At 52.1% G+C, this 22,785-nt stretch carries 24 protein-coding genes; 13 read left to right on the top strand and 11 right to left on the bottom strand.

What is annotated here, in order from left to right:
• Position 1 precedes the first annotated feature (1 nt).
• From VB016_06685 to VB016_06665, 5 genes are all read right to left on the bottom strand, one after another.
• The gene (locus VB016_06685) at positions 2 to 559 is read right to left on the bottom strand and encodes a V-type ATP synthase subunit E family protein (protein MEA4978209.1); all 558 of its coding nucleotides are present in this window, start codon (positions 557 to 559) and stop codon (positions 2 to 4) included.
• 17 nt (positions 560 to 576) lie between these two features.
• Positions 577 to 810: an ATPase gene (locus VB016_06680; protein ID MEA4978208.1), complete on the bottom strand. Its 234-nt coding sequence runs from the start codon at positions 808 to 810 to the stop codon at positions 577 to 579.
• Positions 811 to 812: 2 nt separating this feature from the next.
• Complete coding sequence (locus VB016_06675) at positions 813 to 2,909, bottom strand: V-type ATP synthase subunit I (protein ID MEA4978207.1); 2,097 nt, start codon at positions 2,907 to 2,909, stop codon at positions 813 to 815.
• Positions 2,896 to 3,228: a hypothetical protein gene (locus VB016_06670; protein MEA4978206.1), complete on the bottom strand. Its 333-nt coding sequence runs from the start codon at positions 3,226 to 3,228 to the stop codon at positions 2,896 to 2,898. Before VB016_06670 ends, VB016_06675 begins: the two co-directional genes overlap by 14 nt.
• A gap of 96 nt (positions 3,229 to 3,324) precedes the next feature.
• Positions 3,325 to 3,771, bottom strand: a complete 447-nt coding sequence (locus tag VB016_06665; protein MEA4978205.1) for a cytidine/deoxycytidylate deaminase family protein — start codon at positions 3,769 to 3,771, stop codon at positions 3,325 to 3,327.
• A gap of 71 nt (positions 3,772 to 3,842) precedes the next feature.
• On the opposite strand from VB016_06665, the gene VB016_06660 reads away from it, so the two are divergent.
• On the top strand, positions 3,843 to 4,682 hold the full coding sequence (locus VB016_06660; GenBank protein MEA4978204.1) for a hypothetical protein: 840 nt from the start codon (positions 3,843 to 3,845) through the stop codon (positions 4,680 to 4,682).
• 47 nt (positions 4,683 to 4,729) lie between these two features.
• Here VB016_06660 and VB016_06655 read toward each other — a convergent pair whose 3' ends face one another.
• Positions 4,730 to 5,965, bottom strand: coding sequence for an ORC1-type DNA replication protein (locus VB016_06655; GenBank protein MEA4978203.1), 1,236 nt, complete (start codon positions 5,963 to 5,965; stop codon positions 4,730 to 4,732).
• A 698-nt stretch (positions 5,966 to 6,663) separates the two neighbouring features.
• Here VB016_06655 and VB016_06650 point away from each other — a divergent pair.
• From VB016_06650 to VB016_06640, 3 genes are all read left to right on the top strand, one after another.
• Complete coding sequence (locus tag VB016_06650) at positions 6,664 to 7,983, top strand: tRNA(Ile)(2)-agmatinylcytidine synthase (protein ID MEA4978202.1); 1,320 nt, start codon at positions 6,664 to 6,666, stop codon at positions 7,981 to 7,983.
• Between the two features lie 60 nt (positions 7,984 to 8,043).
• Positions 8,044 to 9,222: an acetyl-CoA C-acetyltransferase gene (locus VB016_06645; protein MEA4978201.1), complete on the top strand. Its 1,179-nt coding sequence runs from the start codon at positions 8,044 to 8,046 to the stop codon at positions 9,220 to 9,222.
• Between the two features lie 89 nt (positions 9,223 to 9,311).
• The gene (locus tag VB016_06640; GenBank protein MEA4978200.1) at positions 9,312 to 10,532 is read left to right on the top strand and encodes a M20 family metallo-hydrolase; all 1,221 of its coding nucleotides are present in this window, start codon (positions 9,312 to 9,314) and stop codon (positions 10,530 to 10,532) included.
• On the opposite strand, the gene ftsY is transcribed toward VB016_06640, so the two are convergent.
• Genes ftsY through rpl18a form a run of 3 tightly spaced genes read right to left on the bottom strand, consistent with a single transcriptional unit; the run spans position 10,529 to position 12,290 of the window.
• On the bottom strand, positions 10,529 to 11,632 hold the full coding sequence (gene ftsY / locus VB016_06635) for a signal recognition particle-docking protein FtsY (protein ID MEA4978199.1): 1,104 nt from the start codon (positions 11,630 to 11,632) through the stop codon (positions 10,529 to 10,531). The genes VB016_06640 and ftsY overlap by 4 nt on opposite strands.
• A gap of 9 nt (positions 11,633 to 11,641) precedes the next feature.
• Complete coding sequence (gene pfdA, locus VB016_06630; protein MEA4978198.1) at positions 11,642 to 12,061, bottom strand: prefoldin subunit alpha; 420 nt, start codon at positions 12,059 to 12,061, stop codon at positions 11,642 to 11,644.
• A gap of 1 nt (position 12,062) precedes the next feature.
• Positions 12,063 to 12,290, bottom strand: coding sequence for a 50S ribosomal protein L18Ae (gene rpl18a, locus VB016_06625; GenBank protein ID MEA4978197.1), 228 nt, complete (start codon positions 12,288 to 12,290; stop codon positions 12,063 to 12,065).
• 54 nt (positions 12,291 to 12,344) lie between these two features.
• Between rpl18a and VB016_06620 the strand changes: the two genes are divergently transcribed.
• Entirely contained in the window at positions 12,345 to 13,178 is an 834-nt protein-coding gene (locus VB016_06620) for a radical SAM protein (protein ID MEA4978196.1), read from the top strand.
• Here the strand turns inward: VB016_06620 and priS are convergent.
• Complete coding sequence (gene priS / locus VB016_06615; protein MEA4978195.1) at positions 13,170 to 14,393, bottom strand: DNA primase catalytic subunit PriS; 1,224 nt, start codon at positions 14,391 to 14,393, stop codon at positions 13,170 to 13,172. The two genes, VB016_06620 and priS, sit on opposite strands and share 9 nt — an antisense overlap.
• Positions 14,394 to 14,445: 52 nt before the next feature.
• On the opposite strand from priS, the gene VB016_06610 reads away from it, so the two are divergent.
• Genes VB016_06610 through VB016_06600 form a run of 3 tightly spaced genes read left to right on the top strand, consistent with a single transcriptional unit; the run spans position 14,446 to position 17,044 of the window.
• Positions 14,446 to 15,285, top strand: coding sequence for a TatD family hydrolase (locus VB016_06610; GenBank protein MEA4978194.1), 840 nt, complete (start codon positions 14,446 to 14,448; stop codon positions 15,283 to 15,285).
• 33 nt (positions 15,286 to 15,318) lie between these two features.
• On the top strand, positions 15,319 to 16,083 hold the full coding sequence (locus VB016_06605) for an MBL fold metallo-hydrolase (GenBank protein ID MEA4978193.1): 765 nt from the start codon (positions 15,319 to 15,321) through the stop codon (positions 16,081 to 16,083).
• 13 nt (positions 16,084 to 16,096) lie between these two features.
• The gene (locus VB016_06600; GenBank protein MEA4978192.1) at positions 16,097 to 17,044 is read left to right on the top strand and encodes a M48 family metalloprotease; all 948 of its coding nucleotides are present in this window, start codon (positions 16,097 to 16,099) and stop codon (positions 17,042 to 17,044) included.
• Position 17,045: 1 nt separating this feature from the next.
• On the opposite strand, the gene hxlA is transcribed toward VB016_06600, so the two are convergent.
• Positions 17,046 to 18,338 (bottom strand): 3-hexulose-6-phosphate synthase, encoded by a 1,293-nt coding sequence (gene hxlA / locus VB016_06595; GenBank protein MEA4978191.1) that lies wholly within the window; start codon positions 18,336 to 18,338, stop codon positions 17,046 to 17,048.
• 175 nt (positions 18,339 to 18,513) lie between these two features.
• On the opposite strand from hxlA, the gene VB016_06590 reads away from it, so the two are divergent.
• From VB016_06590 to VB016_06570, 5 genes are all read left to right on the top strand, one after another.
• A complete protein-coding gene (locus VB016_06590; GenBank protein MEA4978190.1) occupies positions 18,514 to 19,017 on the top strand; it encodes a hypothetical protein in 504 nt (167 codons plus the stop codon).
• An 80-nt stretch (positions 19,018 to 19,097) separates the two neighbouring features.
• Positions 19,098 to 19,346, top strand: coding sequence for a hypothetical protein (locus VB016_06585; GenBank protein MEA4978189.1), 249 nt, complete (start codon positions 19,098 to 19,100; stop codon positions 19,344 to 19,346).
• Positions 19,339 to 21,441, top strand: a complete 2,103-nt coding sequence (locus VB016_06580) for a minichromosome maintenance protein MCM (GenBank protein MEA4978188.1) — start codon at positions 19,339 to 19,341, stop codon at positions 21,439 to 21,441. The genes VB016_06585 and VB016_06580 overlap by 8 nt, the downstream gene beginning before the upstream one ends.
• A 2-nt stretch (positions 21,442 to 21,443) precedes the next feature.
• Positions 21,444 to 21,737 (top strand): DUF424 family protein, encoded by a 294-nt coding sequence (locus VB016_06575; protein ID MEA4978187.1) that lies wholly within the window; start codon positions 21,444 to 21,446, stop codon positions 21,735 to 21,737.
• Positions 21,734 to 22,762, top strand: a complete 1,029-nt coding sequence (locus VB016_06570; GenBank protein ID MEA4978186.1) for an NMD3-related protein — start codon at positions 21,734 to 21,736, stop codon at positions 22,760 to 22,762. The genes VB016_06575 and VB016_06570 overlap by 4 nt, the downstream gene beginning before the upstream one ends.
• Positions 22,763 to 22,785 lie beyond the last annotated feature (23 nt).

The raw sequence follows: 22,785 nt of genomic DNA, 5'->3' as shown, positions 1-22,785 counted from the left end.
TTCACCCGAACAGGATATCCGATAGGGTTTTCAGGTTGCTGTCCCAGATGTCGCTAAGCAACGTTCTGTACTGCAGGTCGACCTCTATGCTTCCGTCCTTGCTCCTGAGGATAAGTCCTGCGCTGATGCCGCTGTCCTTCTCCACGGATTCCACGCCGAGCTCCCCGGCTGTGAAGTTGTCCTTGTCGGAAATGACCGCGATGGGCGCAGATATTAGCTCCTTAGCGTCATTGACGAGTGCCTTGTAGCGTGCCAGCTTGTCCGCCTTGCTGGAGGACTCCAGCTCCGCGAGAGCTTCGTCAAATGTGCGGGCGAGAATCTCCCTCTTCTTGGCCAATACGATATTCTTGCTCTCAAGCTCTGCGCTTGAGATTTCCTGGCGGCCAAGGCGCTCGATCTCGCTCTCGAGCTTCTTATCCTCGCTTGTTTTCATTTCAGAGATACGGGCGTCCGCTTCTGCGTTGATCTTTTCGATCTCCGCGTTGGCCGAGTCCGATATGGACCTGACCTTGGCGTCCGCTTCCGCCTGTATCTCCTTCGTGACGCTTTCCAATGCCATGAGATGAGCCTCTGGCTTCACATCACGAAGATAGCAAGGATAGCGATAACCAGTCCGAAGATGACGATTGTCTCAGGAAGAACCATGTAAATCATAGCCTTTCCGAAAAGGCTGGCGTCTTCCGTGATGGCACCTACTGCTGCGGCACCTATGTCTTTCTCGGCCATACCGGACCCAAGTCCGGCCAATCCAACTGCTATTCCTGCTCCGATTGCAATCAATCCAGATCCGACGTCTCCTTCCAATACCATTTTTATACCTCTGTTTTGGTTTTATTTTCTGTTTTAAGGGGTTCGTAATGGGTTTTCTTGCGTGTGATCTTGAGAGGAGCGTACTCCTTTCCGCCTCCGACAAAGAACTTGGCCATCAGTTCGACGTACTGCAGCCTTAGGCTGTGCAGTCCCGCCGAAAGGATCGCCAGGAAGAATATCATGAGGTGACCGATCAGGAACACGGCAAATCCGAGTATAAGACCCAGTATGCCTCCCATCGAGTCGTAGATCATAATAAACGCAATATAGTTGAAGGCCAGCGCCATGCCCGCTTTGGACATTCCGATGGCCGCCAAACGTGTGTAAGAGAGTATGTTGCCTACTATTCCCGGCAGCTCCATGATGCTCATTCCGCCATGGCTCTTGATGTTGATCGCGCATCCTACTATCAAAAGCACTATTCCTATGGCGAAGGGCATCATGTATTCCGTCATCAGTGTGCTCATATCACCTATCAGCGCGGACGCCAATGCGTAACAGAACATTACCAGACCGATGAATGCCAGTATCCATCCGCCCTGCTCCATGAAGGCATGCTTGAAGCCGTGCCTCATTTTGAGGTTTATGAACGCACATATGTACCCGATCATCAGGTGCACTATTCCTATGTAGACCGAGAGCTTCAGAAGAAGCGGGATCTCCACAAGTTTTCCGACACCCACGTGATTGATGATGTGTCCTCCCTCGGCGTGGATGAAATCAGGCAGTACGGCCGAGAATGCGCCCAGCGCCCCCTCCTCCATACCGAATATGTGTTCCCAGGTTATGCCGGTTGGCGAATACGTTCCGGTGAAATGCATTCCGAGGCATTCCCCGTAGAACAGGAGTCCGAAAACGAACGCCCATATTCCGCCGAAGAACAGTACACGTGCGATGATGCGCCAGTCTCTGCCCTTGGCAACTTTAAGCCCGTATGCTCCGAGCACCATGAACGGGATGGCGTATCCGACATCTCCTACCATGAATCCGAAGAACATGGGCAGGAACAATGCGATAAGAATTGTTGGATCGATCTCCTGGTACTTCGGTACGTCCACAAGTTTCGTGGCGTACTCGTAGCCCGTGGAGTATTCCCCGTTGTTCATCTTTGTGGGCGCCGTCTTGAAGCGTTTCTCTACGGCTTCGACCTCGGCGTCCTTGCGTCCGCGGGTCTCCTGGAACTCGACGTACATTCTGCCGTCGGTGTCCTTCTCGAGCTTCTCTTTGACATGCTCCACCCTCTTGGTGGGCACCCACGCGTCTATGACGAACGAGTATTCGCTCGTGGCGATCCTAAGGGGGACCTCTCCCTTTTCGACTGTTATTGACAGGTCCTCGTCCGATGCTCTGAGGAACGCCTGATGCTTTTCCTTCAGGGTTGCGAGGTCCTCTTCGACCTTTGCAATGCCCGCTTCCGTCTCTGCGATCTCGGCCTCTACGGCCTTGAGTGCATCGGCCGGGGTCCCGGAAGACCCGGTCGGCACCTGGATTTCGGAGAATCCGTAAGCGGAGAGCGACGATATCGCCTTGTCCCTGTCGCTGTTCCTTGCGAAGATGGCCACCGCGGTGGGGCCTTTCTTCCTGGTGGCGACGAAAAACTCCGCGTCCATCGCTTTGATGGCCTCGGAGGGGTCGTCGGCAACAGTGCCGACGATGGCGACGATGCTCTTGAAACCATTGTATAATTCAAGGTCCACCGGGAGCATCTGTAAAATTTCAAGGTTGTTTTTCTTAGTGTTTAGTGCGGCGATTCTCTGGTTGAGATCATTCCTTCTGTCGAGGACCTTCATAATTTCGTCCTCGGCTGATTCGACGCTTGCAGATTTGATCTGGCTCTTTATCTCTTCCACCGATCGGCTTGGAGTTTTGGTATGTTTGTTTATACCTAGCTCCTTCTCCATGGACCTCACTTTCAGAAGCCTTTCGGAGGCTTTTGATGAGTATTCACGGGGCGACCCGATGGAAAAGCCCTCGTCCGCGTCGACTGTGTGATCGATCAGGTGTACCGCTTCGGCACCGTACAAGACCTCGATGGCCTCGTCCATGTGGGCTTTGGTACCCGCTATTACAATCCTACTCATCGACTCAGGAAGTGACATCTAGGGTCCTCTCGAATTCTTTGTTGAGAAAATCTTTGACTTCCTTCATCTTAGCTTCAGAAACTTTCTGGAGAGCGTCGGCCTGGGCCCTGCCCTCTCTGAGGAGCTCTTCGCGTTTGACCTGAAGCTCCTTGTTCTTTGCTGCGATCTTGGACTCGGTGGAGCTTCGTATCTTAGCTTCCTCGTCCTGAATCTTCTTCACAGAATCCCTGCGGGCCTTGGATAATGCCTCCCTGCTTTCGCTGCGGGCCTTTTCGACCTTTGCGTCTGCGGCCTTCTCCGCGTCCTTAATCTCCGTAAGTATTTCAGTTCGGCTCAAATTAAACTCCCCGACCTTTTGGGCTGTTATATCAAAGAATATACTTAATATTAATTGTAGCCGTTTATATACCCTATAATAATTATAAAAACGTGGTCACGCAGGGTATTTTCTTACGATCAGGCCCGATTCTTCTAACAGATCCTTGGACAGATTGTCGGGATATCCCTCGCCGTATACTATTTCGGTTATCCCTGCATTGATTATTATTTTGGCGCACATCGAGCAGGGGTAAGTGGTCGTGTATATCGAAGCATCTTTTACGCTGACACCGAAATATGCCGCCTGAACCACCGCATTCTGCTCCGCATGCACGCCCCTGCAAAGCTCATGCCTGGTCCCGGAGGGCACGTCGAGTATCTCGCGGATGCATCCAAGCTCTTCGCAATGCCTGGACCCCTTTGGAGCTCCGTTGTAACCTGTGGACAATACCCTTTTTTCTTTGACTACAACGGCTCCGACCTGTCTGCGTATGCATGTGGACCTGGTGGCCACAAGCTTGGCCATGCTCATAAAGTACTCGTCGTTAGAGGGCCTTTCCATCACACGCCTTATGGGTATTTTCCTATTTATCGATTGAGAGTCTTAAAATAACTCAGTTGTGTTACATATATATGAGCCGAGAGGACAGAAACACAATGATTGCGGTCGCGGTCATTTTTTTGTTCTTCATGTGTTCGTATGCCGGCACGCATTTTTATTCCGGACACGACCCCCATTTTTCCGTTATAACTTCACAAAGTATGCAGCATGACGATGATCGTTCGGACATCGGAGTTATAGATACGGGCGATTTGGTTTTTGTAAGAGACCGATCCAGAGTAGAAATACAGACATATCTTCAGGGCCTGGAAACTGGTTTCATGACCTTCGGAGATTATGGCAGCGTCATTATATACAAAACAAATAACGATTCCAGCGTAATACATCGCGCGCTTCTGATCATAGAAGTAAAAGAGGACTCTTCTGGAAAATATGCCAGCATTCCAAATCTTGATACATATGATTCATGGGGCAGCACGGACTTCCCTGACACGGAACTGGACCCGGAGATGCTGAGGGAAGACATAACCCTGTATGATGTCGGATATCGCGGTATCGATGTGGATATCGATATCGAATTTATATTAAGTGAAACAGAAACAGGAGTGTCTGGGTATGTGACGATGGGCGATAACAATTCGATTGTCGATCAAAGTCGGTCCTCTAATTCCGAGTTTATAATATCAGAGCTTGTGACGTACAGTATGATCGTGTCGGTACCCGTATTGGAAATACCGTGGATCGGAAGCATAAAACTTATCTTGGAAGGAAAAGGAGTTGCAGTGGATAATTATGCTCCGAACAGTATTCCGGACCTTGCAATATTTACACTTACCATATTGCTGATATTTTCTTCGTTCTATATTATTTACATGGGAATAATTCTAGAAAAAAGAGGAAAAAGATTATAATCCATTAAAAAACCCCCACCCCTTCATTTCCACTGGAAGTGAAAAAATCATATGAGTGTGGTTTGTTTTACGTTCTTGTAATTTTTTAATTTCTTAAAAAGAACATCTGATTTGATCAGATCTATGATCTCTTTGCTTCCTAATTCAATCTCTCTTGTTCTTCCGGCACGTCCGAACGATTTTACCCGTGCATGGATTATACCCATCATATCCAATTCGGATATCAGACCTGCAACTCTTCTCTGTGTAAGGATCGAAGATTCGATTATTTCAGAAATGTGTTTGTATGTTGTGAAAACGTCTCCCGTATTCATTGTGGGATTGTCATTTTCTGTGTTTATTACTATACTCATCAACACTGTTTTTGATTGTGGTGTCAACGTTCTTACTACTTCGGAAACAGCATCGAGTTCGATTTTGTTTTTTGCATATTTTACATGTGCTTCGGTAATAACATTATCATTATTTCTTTCTGCGATATCCGAAGCTATTCTTAAAAGATCGAGAGCTCTTCTTGCATCACCCATATCTTGAGCGGCAAGAGCGGCACAATAAGAAACTACACCTTCTGAAAGAATTCCGGGTTCAAAAGCATCCTTCGATCTGTCTTTAAGGATATCTTCCAATTGGAGTGTATTATACGGAGGAAAAATAATTTTTTCTTCACCCAATCTGCTTTTGATTTTTGGATCTAGAAATTCAGTAAATTTAGGATTATTGCTTATTCCTATTATGGATACTTTGGACTTTTCCAAAACTTCATTTATCGTCGTTAAAAAATAAAAGATGTCGTCTCCATTCTTTTGGAAGGATCTGTCGATTTCATCTAAGACAATAATATAGATTTTATTTTCTTTATCTACATATTTTGTCAGTTCACTGAATACTCTGTCCAGACTCCATCCGGTGAATGGAATGCTTTTCGTTTCATCCCTTATTATCTGATTTCCGATATTATACAGAATTCCATAAGGAGTATCGACGACTTCACAATTTATGTAAATGAAAGAACAATTTTCTTCGTTTTCATCGGCTTTTTTTAATTCTTTTCCGATATATTTTACAACAGCGGTTTTTCCTGTTCCGGTTTTTCCTATGATCAAAATATTCGAGGGCTTATCTTTTACCAAAGAAGGTGCAACTATCTCGACGATCTCTTTTATCTGTGCTTCTCTATGAGGTAGCTGCTCGGGAATATATGATGATTGAAGGATCCTTTTGTTCCTTACAAGCGGGTTTCTTTTATCCATATAATGTTTGAATATAGATTCTCCGTCATTCAAAGGAAACACCGCACTTTCCTATGTATTAACAGCTAGCATATAATGTTTTTCAAAACCGATAAACATTATTTTTACTATTCATCCTATGCACTCATTTTATAATTAAATTGTATTTCCATGATAATCAAACAGGAATGAATATCATGAAACATAAAGCAATAATCGTAATCGGTACATGTGTTCTCGGAATTTCTCTATTCATAGGAATTCTGTATTTGATTGCAATTTTATCCTGATTTTTTTTATATTTTATTCAACCAACCTTCTTTCTACAGGTTGCAGTGGAAATGAAGGGGTGGGGGTACTCAGGTTAACTGTAATTGTACCACTGATATCGTAAATCGATTTCTATGGTTCATGCCAGGCATTCTGAAGGACAAATATTTCATCATATCCGTATCTTTATTGCTTGCACTTGTTTTGGCATGGTCTGTTTTGAATACAAATTCAGAACGGGAAAACAAAAACGACGACGTCGTTTGCATCGTTTTTGATATTAAAGAAACCGAAAACGGCTTTGTTTTTATGCTCGAAACCTCGGACGGCTCGAAGTTCAGATGTTTTTACTCTGTAAGACCGATAGAACTCGGTTTGTATATGGTATCGGGAAATTTTTCCGATGATGGGAGCTTGACGTTTATCAAAAAGATGGTACTAGCGGAACATCAATAAAATAATTGAACGCGTTGGGTTGAAGCGTGTACGTTTCATTCGACGACACGGACTCGAATCAGGGCCTGTGCACTACGTTTCTGGCCACAGAGATCATGAAGGAAGTTGAAGAATTGGACCTTATAGGCTATCCCAGGTTGGTGCGCCTCAATCCTGCAGTACCCTGGAAAACAAGGGGTAACGGGTCCCTATCGCTTAGGTTCGGCCGCGGGGCCGGAAGAAAAATAAAAATAGGTGAAATTTCCGGACGCGATATTTTCTGTTTCGAAAGACAGCTTCGGAAGGAGCCGGACGCGGACGATCTTTTGCAAAAAATAATACCAATACTGAAAAAAAACCGTCACTATTCGTCAGATTCAGGAATTGTGGTTTCAGAAAAAAAACCGTCACCGTCCTATTATTGGAAGGGAGTCCGCAGAATCGTGGAAAAAAGCGATATAGAGGAAGAGCTCGATCGGATCGGCGCGCTGCGTTGCGGATTTGGCGATGGCCGGGGGATAATCGGTTCCACATGCGGAATGTCATGGAGGCCCCGCGACAGCACCTATGAACTCATAACATATCGTCCAAGGGACAGATGGGGTACGGACAGGATACTTGAAACAGGATCCATCGGCGAGATGGACCGTGCATTCCCATCGACGTTCAACAGCTGGGAAGAGAGGTTCCAGAAGGTGGCAATGGTTCCCGGGACACCGTGCCCGGTAATGTACGGCCTTCGCGGAGATTCGGTCGAAGATCTTCCCCCCGCATCCCGCCTGATTCGTACGGAACCCTTGGAACGCAGTTTTATATTTTTGACAAACCAAGGCACCGACGACCACATCATCTTCCGCCCAAAGGTCTTGGAACAGATGAGTGCGTATTACATCGAAGGAACCGTCCTTTCGAGGCGCCACCTTCCCGGAGGACACGTGGTCATAGGACTCGAAACGATGTACGGGACCATAGAATGTACCGCATACGAACCCTCCAAAGAGTTCAGATCGGCGTTCGAATGGTTGGTTCCCGGCGACCGCATAGGTGTGATGGGAGAACTCCGGACCGAACCGAGGACCATCAATGTTGAGAAAATGAAGGTCATTCGGACGGTCAGAGAGTTCGAGAAAGTATCCAATCCGTTCTGCGCGACCTGCGGGAGGACCATGGAGTCCATCGGAAAAGGGAAAGGATATCGTTGCCGCAGGTGCGGGACCGACTCCAAAGAACCGTTGACAAGGGAGAACATCAGATGGATCGTCCCGGGATGGTATGAACCGCCCACGTCGGCACGCAGGCACCTTTCCAAACCCCTCAAGAGGATGGGCGAGGAACAGCCCGTTGAGTTCGTCAATAGCCGTAGCTAATCACCGACAATATTATATAGCGAAAATCGACACTACGAACCAACACCGGAGGCCACTAAAATGCAAGAGGCAGTTATACTAAGCGCAACAAGGACCCCTATAGGAAAATACGGAAAATCACTGATGGACGTCAAGGCCAAGGACCTCGGAGCCATTGCCATTAAAGAGGCAGTGTCCAGAGCAGGTATTTCACCGAACGACGTTCAGGAATGCATAATGGGAACAGTGCTCTCGGCCGGTCAGGGACAGAACCCCGCAAGGCAGGCGGCCATTACCGCCGGCCTCCCGGTCGAAATCGGTTCGTTCACCGTGAATGCAGTATGCGGGTCCGGTATGAAGTCCGCGATGCTTGCCGCCGATGCGATAAAAGCAGGGCAATACGAAGTGCTGGCGGTCGGCGGGATGGAAAACATGAGCTCCTCCCCGTACCTGCTCAGAGGAGCAAGATGGGGATTCAAGATGGGCGACCAGCCAGCCGTCGATTCCATGGTGTACGACGGACTCTGGGACGTATTCAACGACCAGCATATGGGAAACACCGGAGAGATCGTCGCCGAACGCTTCAACGTGACCAGGGAGGATGCCGATATCATGGCGTACCAGAGCAACTGCAAGGCCGCCGAGGCACAGGCTAAAGGTAGGTTCGACAGAGAGATCGTACCCGTCACGGTCAAAGGAAGGAAAGAAGACACAATCGTAAAAGAGGACGAAGGGATCAGGGCCGATACTACCATGGAGTCCCTCGGAAAGCTGAAACCCGCATTCAAGAAGGACGGCGTGGTAACTGCCGGAAACTCGTCCCAGCTGAGCGATGGAGCATCGGCGATGGTGGTATCTTCAAGGAAATGGGCAGAGGAGCACGGAATAAGGCCTATAGGATCCATCGTGGCCTACGGGGAGCGCGGAGTTAAGCCCGAACTCATCATGGAGGCGCCCATACCGACCACCAGGCACGTTCTCAAAATGGCCGGGATGACTATCGACGACATAGACCTCTTCGAGCACAACGAGGCCTTCGCCACCGCGTCCTGCGCCGTCAAGAAGGAGCTCAACGTACCTGACGAGATATTCAACGTGAACGGAGGAGCGATAGCACTCGGACACCCCATCGGATGCTCGGGCGCAAGGGTTATGACGACCCTGCTCCACGCACTGGAGGACAGAAACAAGAGCGTCGGTCTGGGAACGCTCTGTCTGGGCGGCGGCAACGCGGTCACAATGATCGTAAAACGCGAATGATCGCGGAATCATCACAAACCTCTTAACTTTTTTACTATCGGTTTTCGTCCGATAAAAAGTAATATCAACATTACGGACAATCGAGTATCATGGAACTGGAAACCGTTCTCGGGAAGATCGGGGAGTCACGTGCCGACATCGTGAGAGAGATGGTCGATATGATAAGGATTCCCGCGCTCGCCCCCGTCAACGGCGGAAGCGGAGAGGGAGAACGCGCAGACCACCTTATTTCCAGACTTGAAGGATATGACAGCATCGTAAGGATAGATGTGCCGGACGATACGGACCCTTCCGTCATGAGGCCGAACATTCTTGCTAAGAAGAACGGACCGGAGGAGGGCACCGTTTGGATCGTCGCCCATATGGACACAGTCCCCGTTGGAGATCTGGACGATTGGGACAGCCCGCCCTTCGAACCGCGTATTGAAAACGGCAGGATATATGGCCGCGGCACAGAGGACAACGGGCAGGCCGTGATATCTTCGATGTTCGCATCCAAATTTTTGGATAAGAATAAACTGACCAAAAGGTCGATCGGTATAGCATACGTCGCAGACGAGGAGATAACCAGCGCGATGGGTATCGCATATCTCCTCGATAACGGGTGCTTTTCCGAGAAAGATGTGTTCATAGTCCCGGACTGGGGGAGCCCCGGAGGGATGCACATAGAGGTCGCCGAGAAAAACCTGATATGGCTGAATTTCGAGATCACCGGAAAATCCACGCACGGGTCCACTCCTGACAAAGGAGCCAACGCTCTAAGGGCATCGTCCCATCTCATCGTCGAACTGGACAAGGCGTTCGGTAAGGAGTTTCCGGAATCGAACCCTATGTTCATTCCCAGCAAATCCACTTTCGAACCCACCCGCAGCATAGCCACGGTGGAGAACGTCAACACGGTGCCAGGATATCATGAATTTTCGATGGACATACGTCTTCTTCCCGAATACGATCTTGACGATGTAGTCATAACAGCAAGACGCATAGCATCATGCATATCGGAAAAGTACGGTACAGACATAACGATCAGGGAGACACAGCGCCACCAGTCGGGAAAACAGTCCTCGACGGAAGACCCGGCATATCTGGCACTTCGCGATTCCGTAAAACACGTCACCGGGCGCGAGCCCACTCCGGTAGGTGTCGGAGGCGCGACCTGCGCCAATTTCTTCCGCGTCAAGGGATATAACGCGTATGTATGGGAGACCGGAGGCGGAACTCTGCACACTCCGAACGAATACGTCGAGATAGAGAACATAATTACGGACGCAAAGGTCTTCGCGACGCTGTTCTATAAACTGTGCTTTTAATCGAAGAGACGTTTCAGCATCCATTCGGCGCTGAACTTCTGGATATCTTCGTATTCCTGGCCGTCGCAAACGAATGCAATAGGCTTTCCGATGGTATGTGCAATGGACAGGGCCGCACCGCCTTTGGCGTCCGTGTCTATCTTTGTTAGAATTATAGTGTCTATTCCGATGGCGGCATCGAAAACCTTTGCCTGTTCTATGGCATCGTTGCCGGCAAGCGAGTCGCCGACGAACACCTTGAGGTCCGGCTTCGCGATCCTGGCAACTTTCTTCATCTCCTCGATGAGGTTGCTGTTGGTCTGCATTCTCCCGGCGGTATCTATCAACACAACGTCCCTCCTCTTGGACCTGGCATGCTCTATGGCGTCGTATGCCACCGCCGCCGGGTCTGCGTCCTGGGCGTGTTTGACGATCTTGGTGTTGAGACGGTCGGCATGGATGGTGAGCTGCTCTATTGCTCCGGCCCTGAATGTATCGCAGGCCGCGAGCACGACCGTCATTTCGTTCTTCTGAAGACGGTTTGCGACCTTGGCTATCGCGGTGGTCTTTCCGGTCCCGTTTATCCCGACGAACATTATGACCGCCGGCTTCGGTATGTCATGTACCCACGCGTCGAAGTCGAATTCGTTGACTTTAAGGACGTCGTGCACGGCATCCCGTACGGCCATCTCAACGACCTCGTCAAGGCTGTACTGGCGACTGTATTTCTTACCGGTCAGGTTATCGCGGACGCCCTCTTTTATTTCCTCGGCGACGGAGAAGGCCACGTCCGCCTCGAACAGGATAACCTCAAGTTCATCGAGTACGGAATCAAGCTCCCTGTCCCTGATCTTCTTACCGGAGTCCCCCACGGGCGCGGTTGCCGTCTTCCGCTGTTCCTTTTCTGCTTTGACCCTGTCGCGACGGGACATTTTCAGCGGATCGTCTTTTACAAGGGTTTCCGTTTCCGGTACCCGGACGGGTTCGATCACGGCCTCGGAATTATCGGGAACGTTCTCCTGCGCCAGGGGTGCGGGAGTATCCTCGTATACAGTTTCCTCCAGCTTCTCGGGCGTTTTCTTAAAAAGCCCCTTGAGCTTGCCTTTGAGGGAATCAAACATATGATGTGCTCAGGCCTGTTGCCTGGCCTCGTACTCTGCGTTTATGGCGTCGGCCAGGTTGTTGGCTGCAGACTGCATCTCTGAAAATGCGTTGCTGGCCTTTTTGAGCGCTTCCTGGATCTCGACGACCCCGGAACCCATGTATTCGGTGGCCTCGGCCAGGTCTTTGTCGACAGATATCCTGTTTCCGATACCGACGACGGCCTTCCTGCTCCCGGTCACTTTGGCGGCGACGAAAACGGAGGCTCCGATAGGAACCAGTACGTCATCCCCTTCTTTTGCGCTCGCGAAGGCCTTCAGGGTCTCGCGGGCCCGGACCGACTCCTCGAGGGAAACCTGGAGGATGTTGATCTGGCGGCTCAGGGTCTCCATCTGTCCTTTGTAGGATTCGAGGACCTGCAGAGCCTGACGTAGGTCCTTTTCTTCCATCTCACTCACCGATCTGGTATTTCACAACGTGGTCTGTTACTTTGTCGGCCGATAGCTCGGATATTTCGGAGATATCGATCTGCCATCTTTTGAGCCTGTGCTGGCTTCCGAGGGTGGAGAGGGCTTTTTCCCTCACAGCTACCTCGTCTTCTGCGGCCATCTCGACGGAGAAAATCTGTTTTCCCTGTCTCTTGTCGGCGTGCGTGCCCTTGATAAGGAATGCCTTCATTTTAATTACCAGGTTCGGGAACTATATTTAACTAATAAAGCTTTGGTGGTGCGCATGGGCAACCCCGACGGCGTTGTTGCTAATTTTTCACCCGGTACCAGCTTCCCCGCCGTCTCCGTAACGGGGGTCGGATGCGAGCTTATGTGCGCTCACTGCATGGGCAGACATCTATGCGGAATGATTCCCGCCGGCGATCCCGGAAGACTTTTGGAAATTGCTAACGAAGTCAGGGCGAGGGGAGGCGAAGGCATCCTCGTAAGCGGAGGAAGCCTCCGGGACGGCCGGGTGCCTCTTGCGCCTTTCGCTTCGACGATCAGGAATATATCGGACCTGGGTCTTATGGTTAACGTACACCCGGGCATCATCGGTCGTGAAGATGCGGAGCTTCTGGTATCCTCCGGCGTGTCCAGGTTCTCCGTGGATTTGCATCAGGACCCGGAATTGATCGCAAACGTATTCAATCTGCCAGGTCCCGAAGTGTATGAACGTACAATAGATGCGATATTGCTTGCGGGCGGAACCCCGGTTCCGCACCTCACATCCGGTTTCGGCGATCGCGACCTTATAAAAAGCGCCGAGTTGGCAATAAACAGAGGCATAACTCAGGTCATATTGCTGGCACTGGTGCCGACCAGGGAAACGCCATTCGAAAATCATCATGTTTCGGAAAAAGAAGTGACCGATGCCGCGGAAACGTTATTGGACATGGGGTTGTCTGTCACCCTGGGATGCATGCGGGACCGCAGGATGAGGAACCTGGAGAGGAAATGCATCGAACTGGGAGTAAGAAAAATAGCCAACATGTCCCAGGAGACCGAAGATTGGCTGACATCGAACGGATTCGAAGTCATACGGGTCCGCAGATGCTGCTGTTTCGGATCAGAATAAAACATCCGGAAGTTCGGAAACCTTCCCGAACTGGGCGAACCTTCTTCCGATCAGGAAAACAGCGGCGAACTCGGGCACCTCGGTCTCCCCTTCAAGCGAAAAGCGTTCCCCCTTGATCGTCAGGTCCACCGGTTTTTTGACGGTGATGTCCACAGGATCATCGGAATATTCGTCCGGGACGGCCAGGTCGAGGGGTTCGAAGTCCGTAAGCTCTTCGCGTGTCAGCGGGGTGACCCTCAGTCCGCCCTTTCCGTGTATGGAGCCCGGAAGGCGTATCAGCCTCTTCACGTCCGAGGTGACCGGAGCGTCGACCTCTCCGCTGAGGCGCGGCCTCATGTCCTGGTCCATTATCTTTACCAACATCTCCTGCGAGGTCTTTCCCATGGTGGCCATGGTGTTTTTGTCAAAGATGACCTTCCTTGAGCGCAGCACATCCTCCTGAACCTTCTCCACGGTGCTGTACTGGCTCTTCTTAATCGAAGGATAGTTCGAACGCAAAGTCTTGGCGTCAAGGTCGCAGAAGTCGTTGACAACGTCCATCAGGCCGTTCCTCATCCTCTTCTTCCATCCTCCGGAATTCTCTGATGGGACAAGGCGGTCCCTCGCAACGTTCGTCCTGACGCCGCCGTTAACGGCCATGCGGGAAGTGGCGACCTGATTATATGGAAAAACCCAATCTATATCCAGTCCCGAACCCAGGACATAATCTACGACCTCCCTGCGCTCATGGGAGCCAAGGGTCAGAACATCGGGCATCATGACGTGGGCATGATATCCTCTTCCTCCGGAAAACGTAAGATGGACGTCCTTTTCGTCAAAACCCAGGTCGCCCATGAGGAAAGAGTCGCACAGGCCGATCATCTCGCTTCTGATCTGGCGCATCATGGTCGGATACGTCATGTTCTCCGCTCCGACAAGATGGTCGGCGTCCAGATCGAAGATCAGCTCGGCGCCTAGCCACTCCTTCTCTTCCATGGTGGGTGCGGACGGCTTCCTGTAGTAAGCGGTGGAATAGTAGCTATGGGCCGGGACGTTGGACGCCATAAACCTGCGCAGGTCTTCAGCGTTGACGAACCCCATGTGCCTCTGCATCATGTTCCTGTCGAAGAACATGAAGCCGAACTCCCTGCGTGTGAAACGGTCGGGCAACATCGGCGTGTTTTCCTTGTAGTACTTCCTGAAACACTTCAGGAGGAACCGGGAGTCCCTGTCCATATCCTCTGCTAGCACGGGGAACGTATAATTATTTGTCCGTAGCTCTGCAAATATGGCCGAAAAGGTCCCAATCTATGATAATCACATACATATGAGCCCCTCGGGACGAAATGTGGAGGCGATCCGCGAATTCGAAACGGCGGGCGGTACGGGACTGACGCTGATCACCCTCCCATATGCAGAGGTGCAGATCGAAAATGGAAAAGACTTCGCCGAATCGTTCGAAATAACATACAGGATGGCGTCGATGGCCAGGGATGCTACCGGTCTCCAGATCAACACGGCCGTGGGACCATATCCTATAATTCTGCTCGGATTGGCGGATAAATACGGGATAAGGACGGCGACCGAGGCCATGATAGAAGGCATGGAGATCGCAGGCCGCGCTGTGGCGGAAGGAAAAGCACAGGCCATAGGCGAGATAGGAAGGCCCCACTTTTCCGTCTCGGAAGAGATATGGGATGCGTCCAACACGGTGCTGCAGGCCGGGATGGGGATTGCGAAAGAGAACAGTTGCCCGGTAATAATACACAGCGAGGCCGGCACGATCGGAACGAACCGCTCGCTCTCGGATATAGCCAGGAAGGCCGGCCTGGATCCCGGGATGGTCATAAAGCATTCGTCCCCTCCGTTCGTAACGGACGACGAGACATTCGGAGTGATGCCGTCGATTCCCGCATCGAGGGAAAACATACGCGAAGCGCTCTCCAAAGGATCGGACCGTTTCATGGTGGAGACCGATTATTACGACGACCCCGAGAAGCCTGGGGCGCGCATGTCCGTAAATACTGTGCCTAAACGCATCAAGGCGATGCTGGCTAATGGCGGGATGACCGAAGAGAACGTCCGCAGGGTATGCGAGGACATACCGAATCGCATGTTCCGTCGCTGAAACCTTTTTCAACGCAATGTTAATTACGGGGACATGAAGGCGAGCGTGCTATGCATATACAATGAAGGTTCGCAACCCAACACGCCGTACATCGGCGCCAAGGGCTTTTCGGTTATGATCGATGTCGACGGCGAGCGCACGCTGTTCGGAACCGGGCTCCGCGGGAGATATCTGATCCACAACATGGAGCACCTCGGGATAGGGGCCGATTCGATATCCAGGGTCGTCGTGTCCCATGGCCACGCAGACCATGCGAGGGCGATAAGCGCGCTCCTCGACGCCAGAAGCGGGCCGGTACCCATCTACGCGCCGACCGAGGCATGGGGCGGCAGGGGTCCGCTGTCGAAGGACGGCATATCATTCACAAAAAGAACGGAGTCCAAGGCCGAGAGGAAGGATGTAACGGGATGGACGCAGATAAGCAAACATCTGTTCCTGACCCCTCCGACCGAGGCGGACGGGACGTCCGAGACGTTCATGGTCCTCGCAGGCGGTAACCGCCCCATACTGATAAGCGGATGCTGCCACTGCGGGATCGATTCCGTACTTGAGACGGTCCGTGAAAAATTCGGCGATTATCCCAGGGCGCTCATCGGCGGGCTGCATCTCGAGAAGGCTCCCAAGGAAATCGCATATGCGACGGCGGAGAAGCTGCGCGACACAGAGTGCCAGGAGTTATATCTCAATCATTGCACCGGTCCTAAAGGCGCATTGCGCATCAGGGAAAAACTATCGCTTTACGGTGTAAAGGAATACAATGTAGGCGATAAATTGGAATATGAGCTCGGACTAATATGATGAGGGTGTTAATTTGAAGGCTGCATGGCATTTCAGGACCGCACTGACGTTTGCATTTATGACGTCTATCTTCGCGGCAGTAGGATGGATAGTAGGATGGTTGTTCGGCAGTCCGCTCATGGGGCTCATAGCGCTTATCGCAGTGGCGGTGCTGATCCTTTCCTTTTCGGCAATATTCTCCAAAAAAAGGGCCCTCAGATCCAACAACGCGAGGATCGTGACCGAGCATGAGGAGCCCAGGCTCTACCGCATAGTCAGGTCCGTTGCCGATAAGGCGGGGGTCCCGATGCCCGAGGTAGGCGTCACAGAGGAATACATGCCCAACGCGTTCGCCACAGGCCGCAGCCCCAAGGACGCCGCGGTCGTAGCCACGAGAGGGCTGCTCAACGCGCTTCCTGACGATGAGCTCGAGGGGGTCATCGCGCATGAGATGTCCCACGTGAAGAACCGCGACATACTCGTCATGTCGGTAGCCTCCGCCGTGTCGGCGGTAATCGCGTTCGTCGGGCGTTTCGGCATATACTTCGCTTTGGCAGGCTCGGGCAACAACAAGAACGGGGGCGCAATGCTGCTTGTCGGACTTGTGATGTATATCACGCTCCCTATCGCCGCCCTGATCCTTCAGCTGAGCATTTCCAGAAAGAGGGAGTACCTGGCTGACGAATCCGCGGCCGAGATCACAGGTAACCCCACGGCCCTAGCCAATGCCTTGATGCGCATAGAGAAGGGATGCGACAGCCCTGCCAACGATTATCACAACCCCGCATATTCGTCGGTCTGGATATCGAACCCCTCCGGAACCAGGAGGTCGTTTACGGAGAGGATATTCAGCACCCACCCCTCGACAAAGGATAGGGTCGAACGCCTGATGAAGCTGGCTGAGAAGTACGGCGACTACAGCCGCCCGTTGATCTACGACAACAGTGCAGACGGTACATCCGATCCGTTCTTCCACAGGTGAATTACTTTACGGGCTCCCATTTGGAGATCTCGTTCACCTTGGAGAGGGTCGAGCCTCTTCTGATCTCCTCACGGGTGCGGTCCTCGTGCTCGTGCACGTCCAGCGCGCGGTTGGCCACCTCGACGGCCTCTTCTTTTGGGACGACTATCAGTCCGCTCTCGTCCCCTATGATCCAGTCTCCCGTGCGGACCCTCTGCCCGCCGACGGTTATCTCGATGCCGATCCCTCCGTACCCTTTCGGCTCCCCGGCACACGGAACGGCCATTCTGGCAAAGGCCGGGAACTCCATTTTGCGTATATCGTCGATGTCGCGTATGCTACCGTCTATCACGACGCCCGCGCATCCGGCCACCATTGCAGAGGTGGCGGCAAGCTCTCCCCATACGGCCATCCAGCCACCGCCCACGTCTATGACGATGATGTCGCCCCGCTTCGCCCTGTCGATAGCCTCCACGGGTTTCGCCCAGTCGCCGTTCGTCGTCTGAACCGTAAGTGCGCGGCCGACCATGCGGCTCCCGTCCTTTATGTAGGGAGTGAGCCCCAGTATCACTCCTTTTTTGTGATGAGCGTCAGAAATATTGCAGGTGGAAACCCTCGAGAACGCCTCGAACAGATTGTCCTCCGTGTATTTTTTTGCAAGCTCGGTGTTTACCTTGGAGCCCGCCATCGAAGACTTTATGGCTGCGGCGGCAGCACGGATGTCGGCAGCCTTCAGGATGCCTCCGCCGACAATGATTATGGAGGCGCCCGCATCCACGTATTCCCCTGCGTTCTCAGCAGTTATCCCACCGGCGACGGCGATGGGCACGGCGGTCGCATCGACTATTTCCCGGAGGAGGTCCTTGGGCGGAGCCTCTCCCTTCATCTGTGCATCTATGCCCATGTGAAGGCATATGTATGCGACGCCCAGCTTGGCGACCTCTTTGGACCTTTTCAATTTGTCGACTACGTTGATCATGTCGACCATTATCTCTGCGCCGTATTTCCTTCCGGCAGAAACGGCCTCGGAAATGGTCGAGTCGTCCGCAAGACCCAGCACCGTTATTATGTCTGCACCGGCCTTGGCTGCGATCTCCACCTCGAACGCGCCCACGTCCATCGTTTTCGTGTCGGCGACTATCTTCCTGTCGGGAAACTCTCTCCTGAGGACGCGTATCGCTTCCGCTCCACCGCTTTTTATCAGCGGCGTTCCCGCTTCAATCCAATCAGCACCTCCCTCGATCGCCTCTTTGGCGATGGGGACGCTGCGTCCGACCTGCATGATGTCGAGCGCGACCTGGAGTACTGCACACATAAACTTCCATCTGCAGGGGCTTATTTACACTTATTGAGAAGGTGCCACTCAGCTCGCCCGTCTATCATCAAAAACAGCTCGAAAACGTTCATCACTGTGGCGACCCTCTATCCTCCAGAAGGTTTAAACATACTTCCCAAAAGGTATATGTCCCGAAAGTAATAACCCGGATTGCATGTCAGAGAGAAAGATGGCCAAAGAGAGCAGGCCGGAGAGGGACAGGAACAAGGTCTCGGTCCTTTTTGTGGACCGGAAGAACGATCTCCAGTCTCAGCTGGCCGAGTACTATACCAACAAACAGTATCCCGGTATGTATCAGGCGTTCAGCGCGGGCCCCGAGCCGGATGTGATGGACTGCGACATGATCATCACCATGTACACAGAGTCCGAGGATATCAGGCACCAGAGGTCCAAAGGATTCGACAGCGAATACCTTCCGGCCGACCATGGTTACGATTTCGTCATATACACACAGGCCCAGGTCTTTGAGGAATACGCACATAAGACCGTCTGGAAAGGAAAGCAGATCCTGGTCGACATGGGATCGACCGAAGACTTCACCGCAACAGACGACAAGGAACTTGCCGAAGATTACCTAAGAATGGCCTACAGGATACGTGACTGGGTGAAGGAAAACATGGACGAACCCCAGAAACTGAAGAAGCTCGTATCTGCCTGAACAGTGTCTGTTTCAACATTTTTTGTGGCGAAGCAAGCGGTTCACAACTTATTTAGTATGAATTAGGCTATCACAAGAAAGTGAAGAAAGAACTAGTGCTGCAGATTTGGATGGCCCTGGGAGATGACACGGTCACAACTCCGGAGGCGAACAGGCGGCTCGAAGGTTTTTTCGATGATAAATGCCCGGACGATCTGGCAAAGACATTCACAAAGCTCAGAAAGCAGGGCCTGCTGAAGGGAAAGGTTTCTACGGAGCAGGGCGGATGGATATGGTGGGCGGACGAGGAGTGCCGCTCCGGACTCAACGGAGGCATGCTCGATGGTTAACTATCAGGACGGAGACATCCAGACGGCCTGGGACGAGATCCTGGGGACCTTTGAACAGTATCGCATTTCCATAACGGGCATCGCCGCAGCGTACCCCGACATGAGGAGCCTAGAGGTCCGTTATTCGGACATCGACACGTACGACACGGACTTTGCGATGTTCGTGCTCGACAACCCGGACCGGTGCCTCAGGATAGGACGCGAGTGCGTTCATTCCCTCATGCCGCCTTCCTGGGACAGCAAGGACCATATAAACCTGAGGATCGTCGGCCTACCCAGGGATGCAACGGTGGACATCCGTAATCTCAGAGCGAAGAACCTTGGCAAACTTGTCGCCGTCGAAGGGCTTGTCAGAAAAGTCACCACGGTAAGGCCTAGGATGACACATGCGCTTTTCACATGTGCCAGATGCGCGGCCGAGCAGTGGGTGCCCCAGAAGGGCATGCTTCTCAACGAGCCTATGATGTGCATCAATCCGGACGGGAGCTGCAACAAGCAGTCAACGCGTTTCATACTCAACGACAAGGAATCAAAATACATGGACACTCAGAAGATCGAGATCCAGGAGAGCCCCGAGGGATTGAGGGGGGGCGCACAGCCGGAGAGGCTGGCAGGGTTCCTGGAGGATGACATATCCGGAGCGGTGACGGCAGGTAACCGTGTGACCATGAACGGCATCATCCGTTCTGTGGAGAAGCCGGAACGTGACAAATCGACGGTTTTTGATATTTACATGGACATCCTCTCGATCGAGTTCGAACAGCACGAATATGACGAGATACAGATAACCGATGCCGACGAGAAGAAGATCATAGAGATGTCGGACGATCCCGAGCTTTTCAGCAAAATAGTCGCTTCGATCTCCCCGACGATTTATGGCCTTGATGAAATAAAGGAGGCGCTGGCACTGCAACTTTTCGGCGGATGCCATAAAGACATGGACGATGGGACCTCTATAAGGGGAGACATGCACGTCCTGCTGATAGGAGATCCCGGCGTGGCAAAGTCCCAGCTGCTTAGATACATGAGCAACCTGGCACCAAGGGGAATATACGCGTCCGGAAAGTCTGCAAGCGCGGCCGGCCTGACGGCCGCTGCCGTAAAAGACGATTTCGGAGACGGACGATGGACGCTCGAGGCAGGAGCGCTCGTCCTTGCGGACAAAGGTCTTGCATGTATCGACGAGCTCGACAAGATGACGACCCAGGACCGTTCATCGCTCCACGAGGCGATGGAATCACAGAAGATATCTGTGGCAAAGGCCGGTATAACCGCGACTCTGCAATGCAGGTGCTCGATGTTGGCCGCGGCGAACCCGAAATACGGAAGGTTCGAGGACACAGACACAATAACGAACCAGATCGAATTGCCACCGGCGCTGATGTCGCGTTTCGATATGATATTCGTGCTCACGGATAAGCCGGACAAGAAGAAGGACAAGGATATCACCGAGCACATCCTCAAGGCCCACCGCCGCGGGCAGGTCCGTATGATGAAGGAGGGCGTGACGCTCAAAGGAGTGGATGCCGACAGGATCCTGGCGGAAACGGAGGACATCCGTCCGTATTACGACATGGATACTCTCAGGAAATATGTAGCATACTCGAAGAGGATAACGCCGGTCATGACCGACGAAGCGGCGAGCATAATAAGTGCCAGCTATCTTAATATCAGGAAGATGGGCGAGGGAGAGAACAAATCCGTCCCCATAACCGCAAGGCAGCTGGAAGCGTACGTGCGCCTGTCCGAGGCATCCGCAAGGATGAGATTGAGTTACATCGTCACCGATGCCGACGCCAATCGCGCGGTGGACATGGTCGAATTCTACCTGGGCAAAATAGCCGCGCCCGAGGGCGGACAGTGGGACATCGACAGGGTGGCGACGGGTGTTTCGAAGAAAGACCGTGACAGCGTCAAGATAATACGTGACATAGTCAATGAGTTCGGTGCGGAGACCGGAATGTCGATCGACGAAATAATACTGCACGCAACGTCCGAGGGGATTTCAGAGGACGAGGTCCGCAAGGTGACCAGGAAGATACATGAGGCCGGAGACTTTTATTCGCCGTCGGCCGGAGTTTACAAGAGGGCCTGAAAATGATAAGAGCCAGAATACACAGGCACGGCGATGAGCGCCTGCTAGCAGCGTGCGACGAGGAACTTCTTGGAAAGACATTCCAGGATGGAATAGCAAAGGTAACGATCACAGAGGTGTTCTACGGCGGAGATGCCATCACAGAGGAAACACTTGCGGAACGCATGGGTTCGGTCACAATGATGAATCTTTTTGGGGAAAGGACGATCGCGGTAGCCATCGAGAAAGGATATGTCGTGTCCGAGAATGTTATGATGATAGCCGGGGTCAGACACGCACAGGTGGTGCTGATATGAGGTTCTGTGTAAAATGCGGCAAGGATGTCGAAAAAACGCTCGACGGCCTATGCATCGAATGCTATCTCGACGGCAGGCAGTTCACATCTCTGCCCCATCACTTGGACCTGGAGGTCTGCGCCGTGTGCGGAGAGTATTATCTGGGCGGTAAATGGACGCCGTCCAGCAAAAAGAACGCAGTGGAGGATTTCACGTTCGAAAACGTCACTGTGCTGAACGGCAATCGCATAAAGTGTTTGGAATCCTTTTCGGAAGAGCAGGATCCCCGCACCTTTGTGGCCACCGTCATATCCGAAGTATCCATCGAGGGGGTGGTTTTGGAGTCGGAGGCGTCCACCATAGTCAGGGTTAAGAATACCGTATGCAAGAGGTGTTCGAGGATACAGGGCAGCTACTACGAATCGATACTTCAGGTCCGTTCCGAGGAAAGGGCGTTGGACGAAGATACGATGGAACAGGTTGTAAACATGGTCATGGGCTATGTGGACCAGCAGTCCAGGATCAACCGCCAGTATTTCATATCGAAAGTTGAGAAGATGCACGGGGGCGTGGACTTCTATGTCTCGTCCATATCTCTCGGCCACACGATAGCAAAGATCGTTTCCGATAAATACAGCGGCGAAAACAAGGAGTCGGCAAAGCTAGTCGGCCGCACGCCCGACGGTCAGGACATGTACCGCATAACATACCTCGTACGCCTTCCCGAGTTCAAATCTGGAGATGTGGTGATCTGGAACGACAAACACTACAAGCTCCTCCGGGTCTTCGGCACCGGCGGCAGGATACTCTCCATCAAGGGTTTCAAAGAGATCACGGTCCGCAGATCGGACATGTCTTCTCTGAAAGTATATCGCAAAAAGTCAGACCTGGGGAGCGCTGCGGTTGTTAGCATCGGGCCGACCGAGATACAGGTATTGGACCCGTCGAACTACTCCACCGTCGATCTCAAGATTCCGGAGGGGGCCATCATCGGCGAGACGGTAAAGACCGTCGATATCGACGGTTCTCTGTACTACGTTCCGTAAACGTTTTTCAGTACTTCCGCCAT

The organism is Methanomassiliicoccaceae archaeon (genome assembly GCA_034928305.1).
Classification (GTDB): Archaea; Thermoplasmatota; Thermoplasmata; order Methanomassiliicoccales; family Methanomethylophilaceae; genus VadinCA11.
The sequence above is the reverse complement of the archived record's forward strand: the minus strand, read 5'-3'. Positions and strand labels throughout refer to the sequence as shown.

Bases quoted from the DNA above. Each gene is read 5' to 3' on its own strand.
- VB016_06685 (MEA4978209.1), bottom strand. From the start codon at position 559: ATGGCATTGGAAAGCGTCACGAAGGAGATACAGGCGGAAGCGGACGCC.
- VB016_06620 (MEA4978196.1), top strand. From the start codon at position 12,345: ATGGGCAACCCCGACGGCGTTGTTGCTAATTTTTCACCCGGTACCAGC.
- VB016_06605 (MEA4978193.1), top strand. From the start codon at position 15,319: ATGAAGGCGAGCGTGCTATGCATATACAATGAAGGTTCGCAACCCAAC.
- VB016_06675 (MEA4978207.1), bottom strand. From the start codon at position 2,909: ATGTCACTTCCTGAGTCGATGAGTAGGATTGTAATAGCGGGTACCAAA.
- VB016_06580 (MEA4978188.1), top strand. From the start codon at position 19,339: ATGGTTAACTATCAGGACGGAGACATCCAGACGGCCTGGGACGAGATC.
- ftsY (MEA4978199.1), bottom strand. From the start codon at position 11,632: ATGTTTGATTCCCTCAAAGGCAAGCTCAAGGGGCTTTTTAAGAAAACG.
- rpl18a (MEA4978197.1), bottom strand. From the start codon at position 12,290: ATGAAGGCATTCCTTATCAAGGGCACGCACGCCGACAAGAGACAGGGA.
- VB016_06610 (MEA4978194.1), top strand. From the start codon at position 14,446: ATGGCCGAAAAGGTCCCAATCTATGATAATCACATACATATGAGCCCC.
- VB016_06680 (MEA4978208.1), bottom strand. From the start codon at position 810: ATGGTATTGGAAGGAGACGTCGGATCTGGATTGATTGCAATCGGAGCA.
- VB016_06640 (MEA4978200.1), top strand. From the start codon at position 9,312: ATGGAACTGGAAACCGTTCTCGGGAAGATCGGGGAGTCACGTGCCGAC.
- pfdA (MEA4978198.1), bottom strand. From the start codon at position 12,061: ATGGAAGAAAAGGACCTACGTCAGGCTCTGCAGGTCCTCGAATCCTAC.
- VB016_06575 (MEA4978187.1), top strand. From the start codon at position 21,444: ATGATAAGAGCCAGAATACACAGGCACGGCGATGAGCGCCTGCTAGCA.
- VB016_06660 (MEA4978204.1), top strand. From the start codon at position 3,843: ATGAGCCGAGAGGACAGAAACACAATGATTGCGGTCGCGGTCATTTTT.
- hxlA (MEA4978191.1), bottom strand. From the start codon at position 18,338: ATGTGTGCAGTACTCCAGGTCGCGCTCGACATCATGCAGGTCGGACGC.
- VB016_06665 (MEA4978205.1), bottom strand. From the start codon at position 3,771: ATGGAAAGGCCCTCTAACGACGAGTACTTTATGAGCATGGCCAAGCTT.
- VB016_06590 (MEA4978190.1), top strand. From the start codon at position 18,514: ATGTCAGAGAGAAAGATGGCCAAAGAGAGCAGGCCGGAGAGGGACAGG.
- VB016_06645 (MEA4978201.1), top strand. From the start codon at position 8,044: ATGCAAGAGGCAGTTATACTAAGCGCAACAAGGACCCCTATAGGAAAA.
- VB016_06570 (MEA4978186.1), top strand. From the start codon at position 21,734: ATGAGGTTCTGTGTAAAATGCGGCAAGGATGTCGAAAAAACGCTCGAC.
- priS (MEA4978195.1), bottom strand. From the start codon at position 14,393: ATGGACAGGGACTCCCGGTTCCTCCTGAAGTGTTTCAGGAAGTACTAC.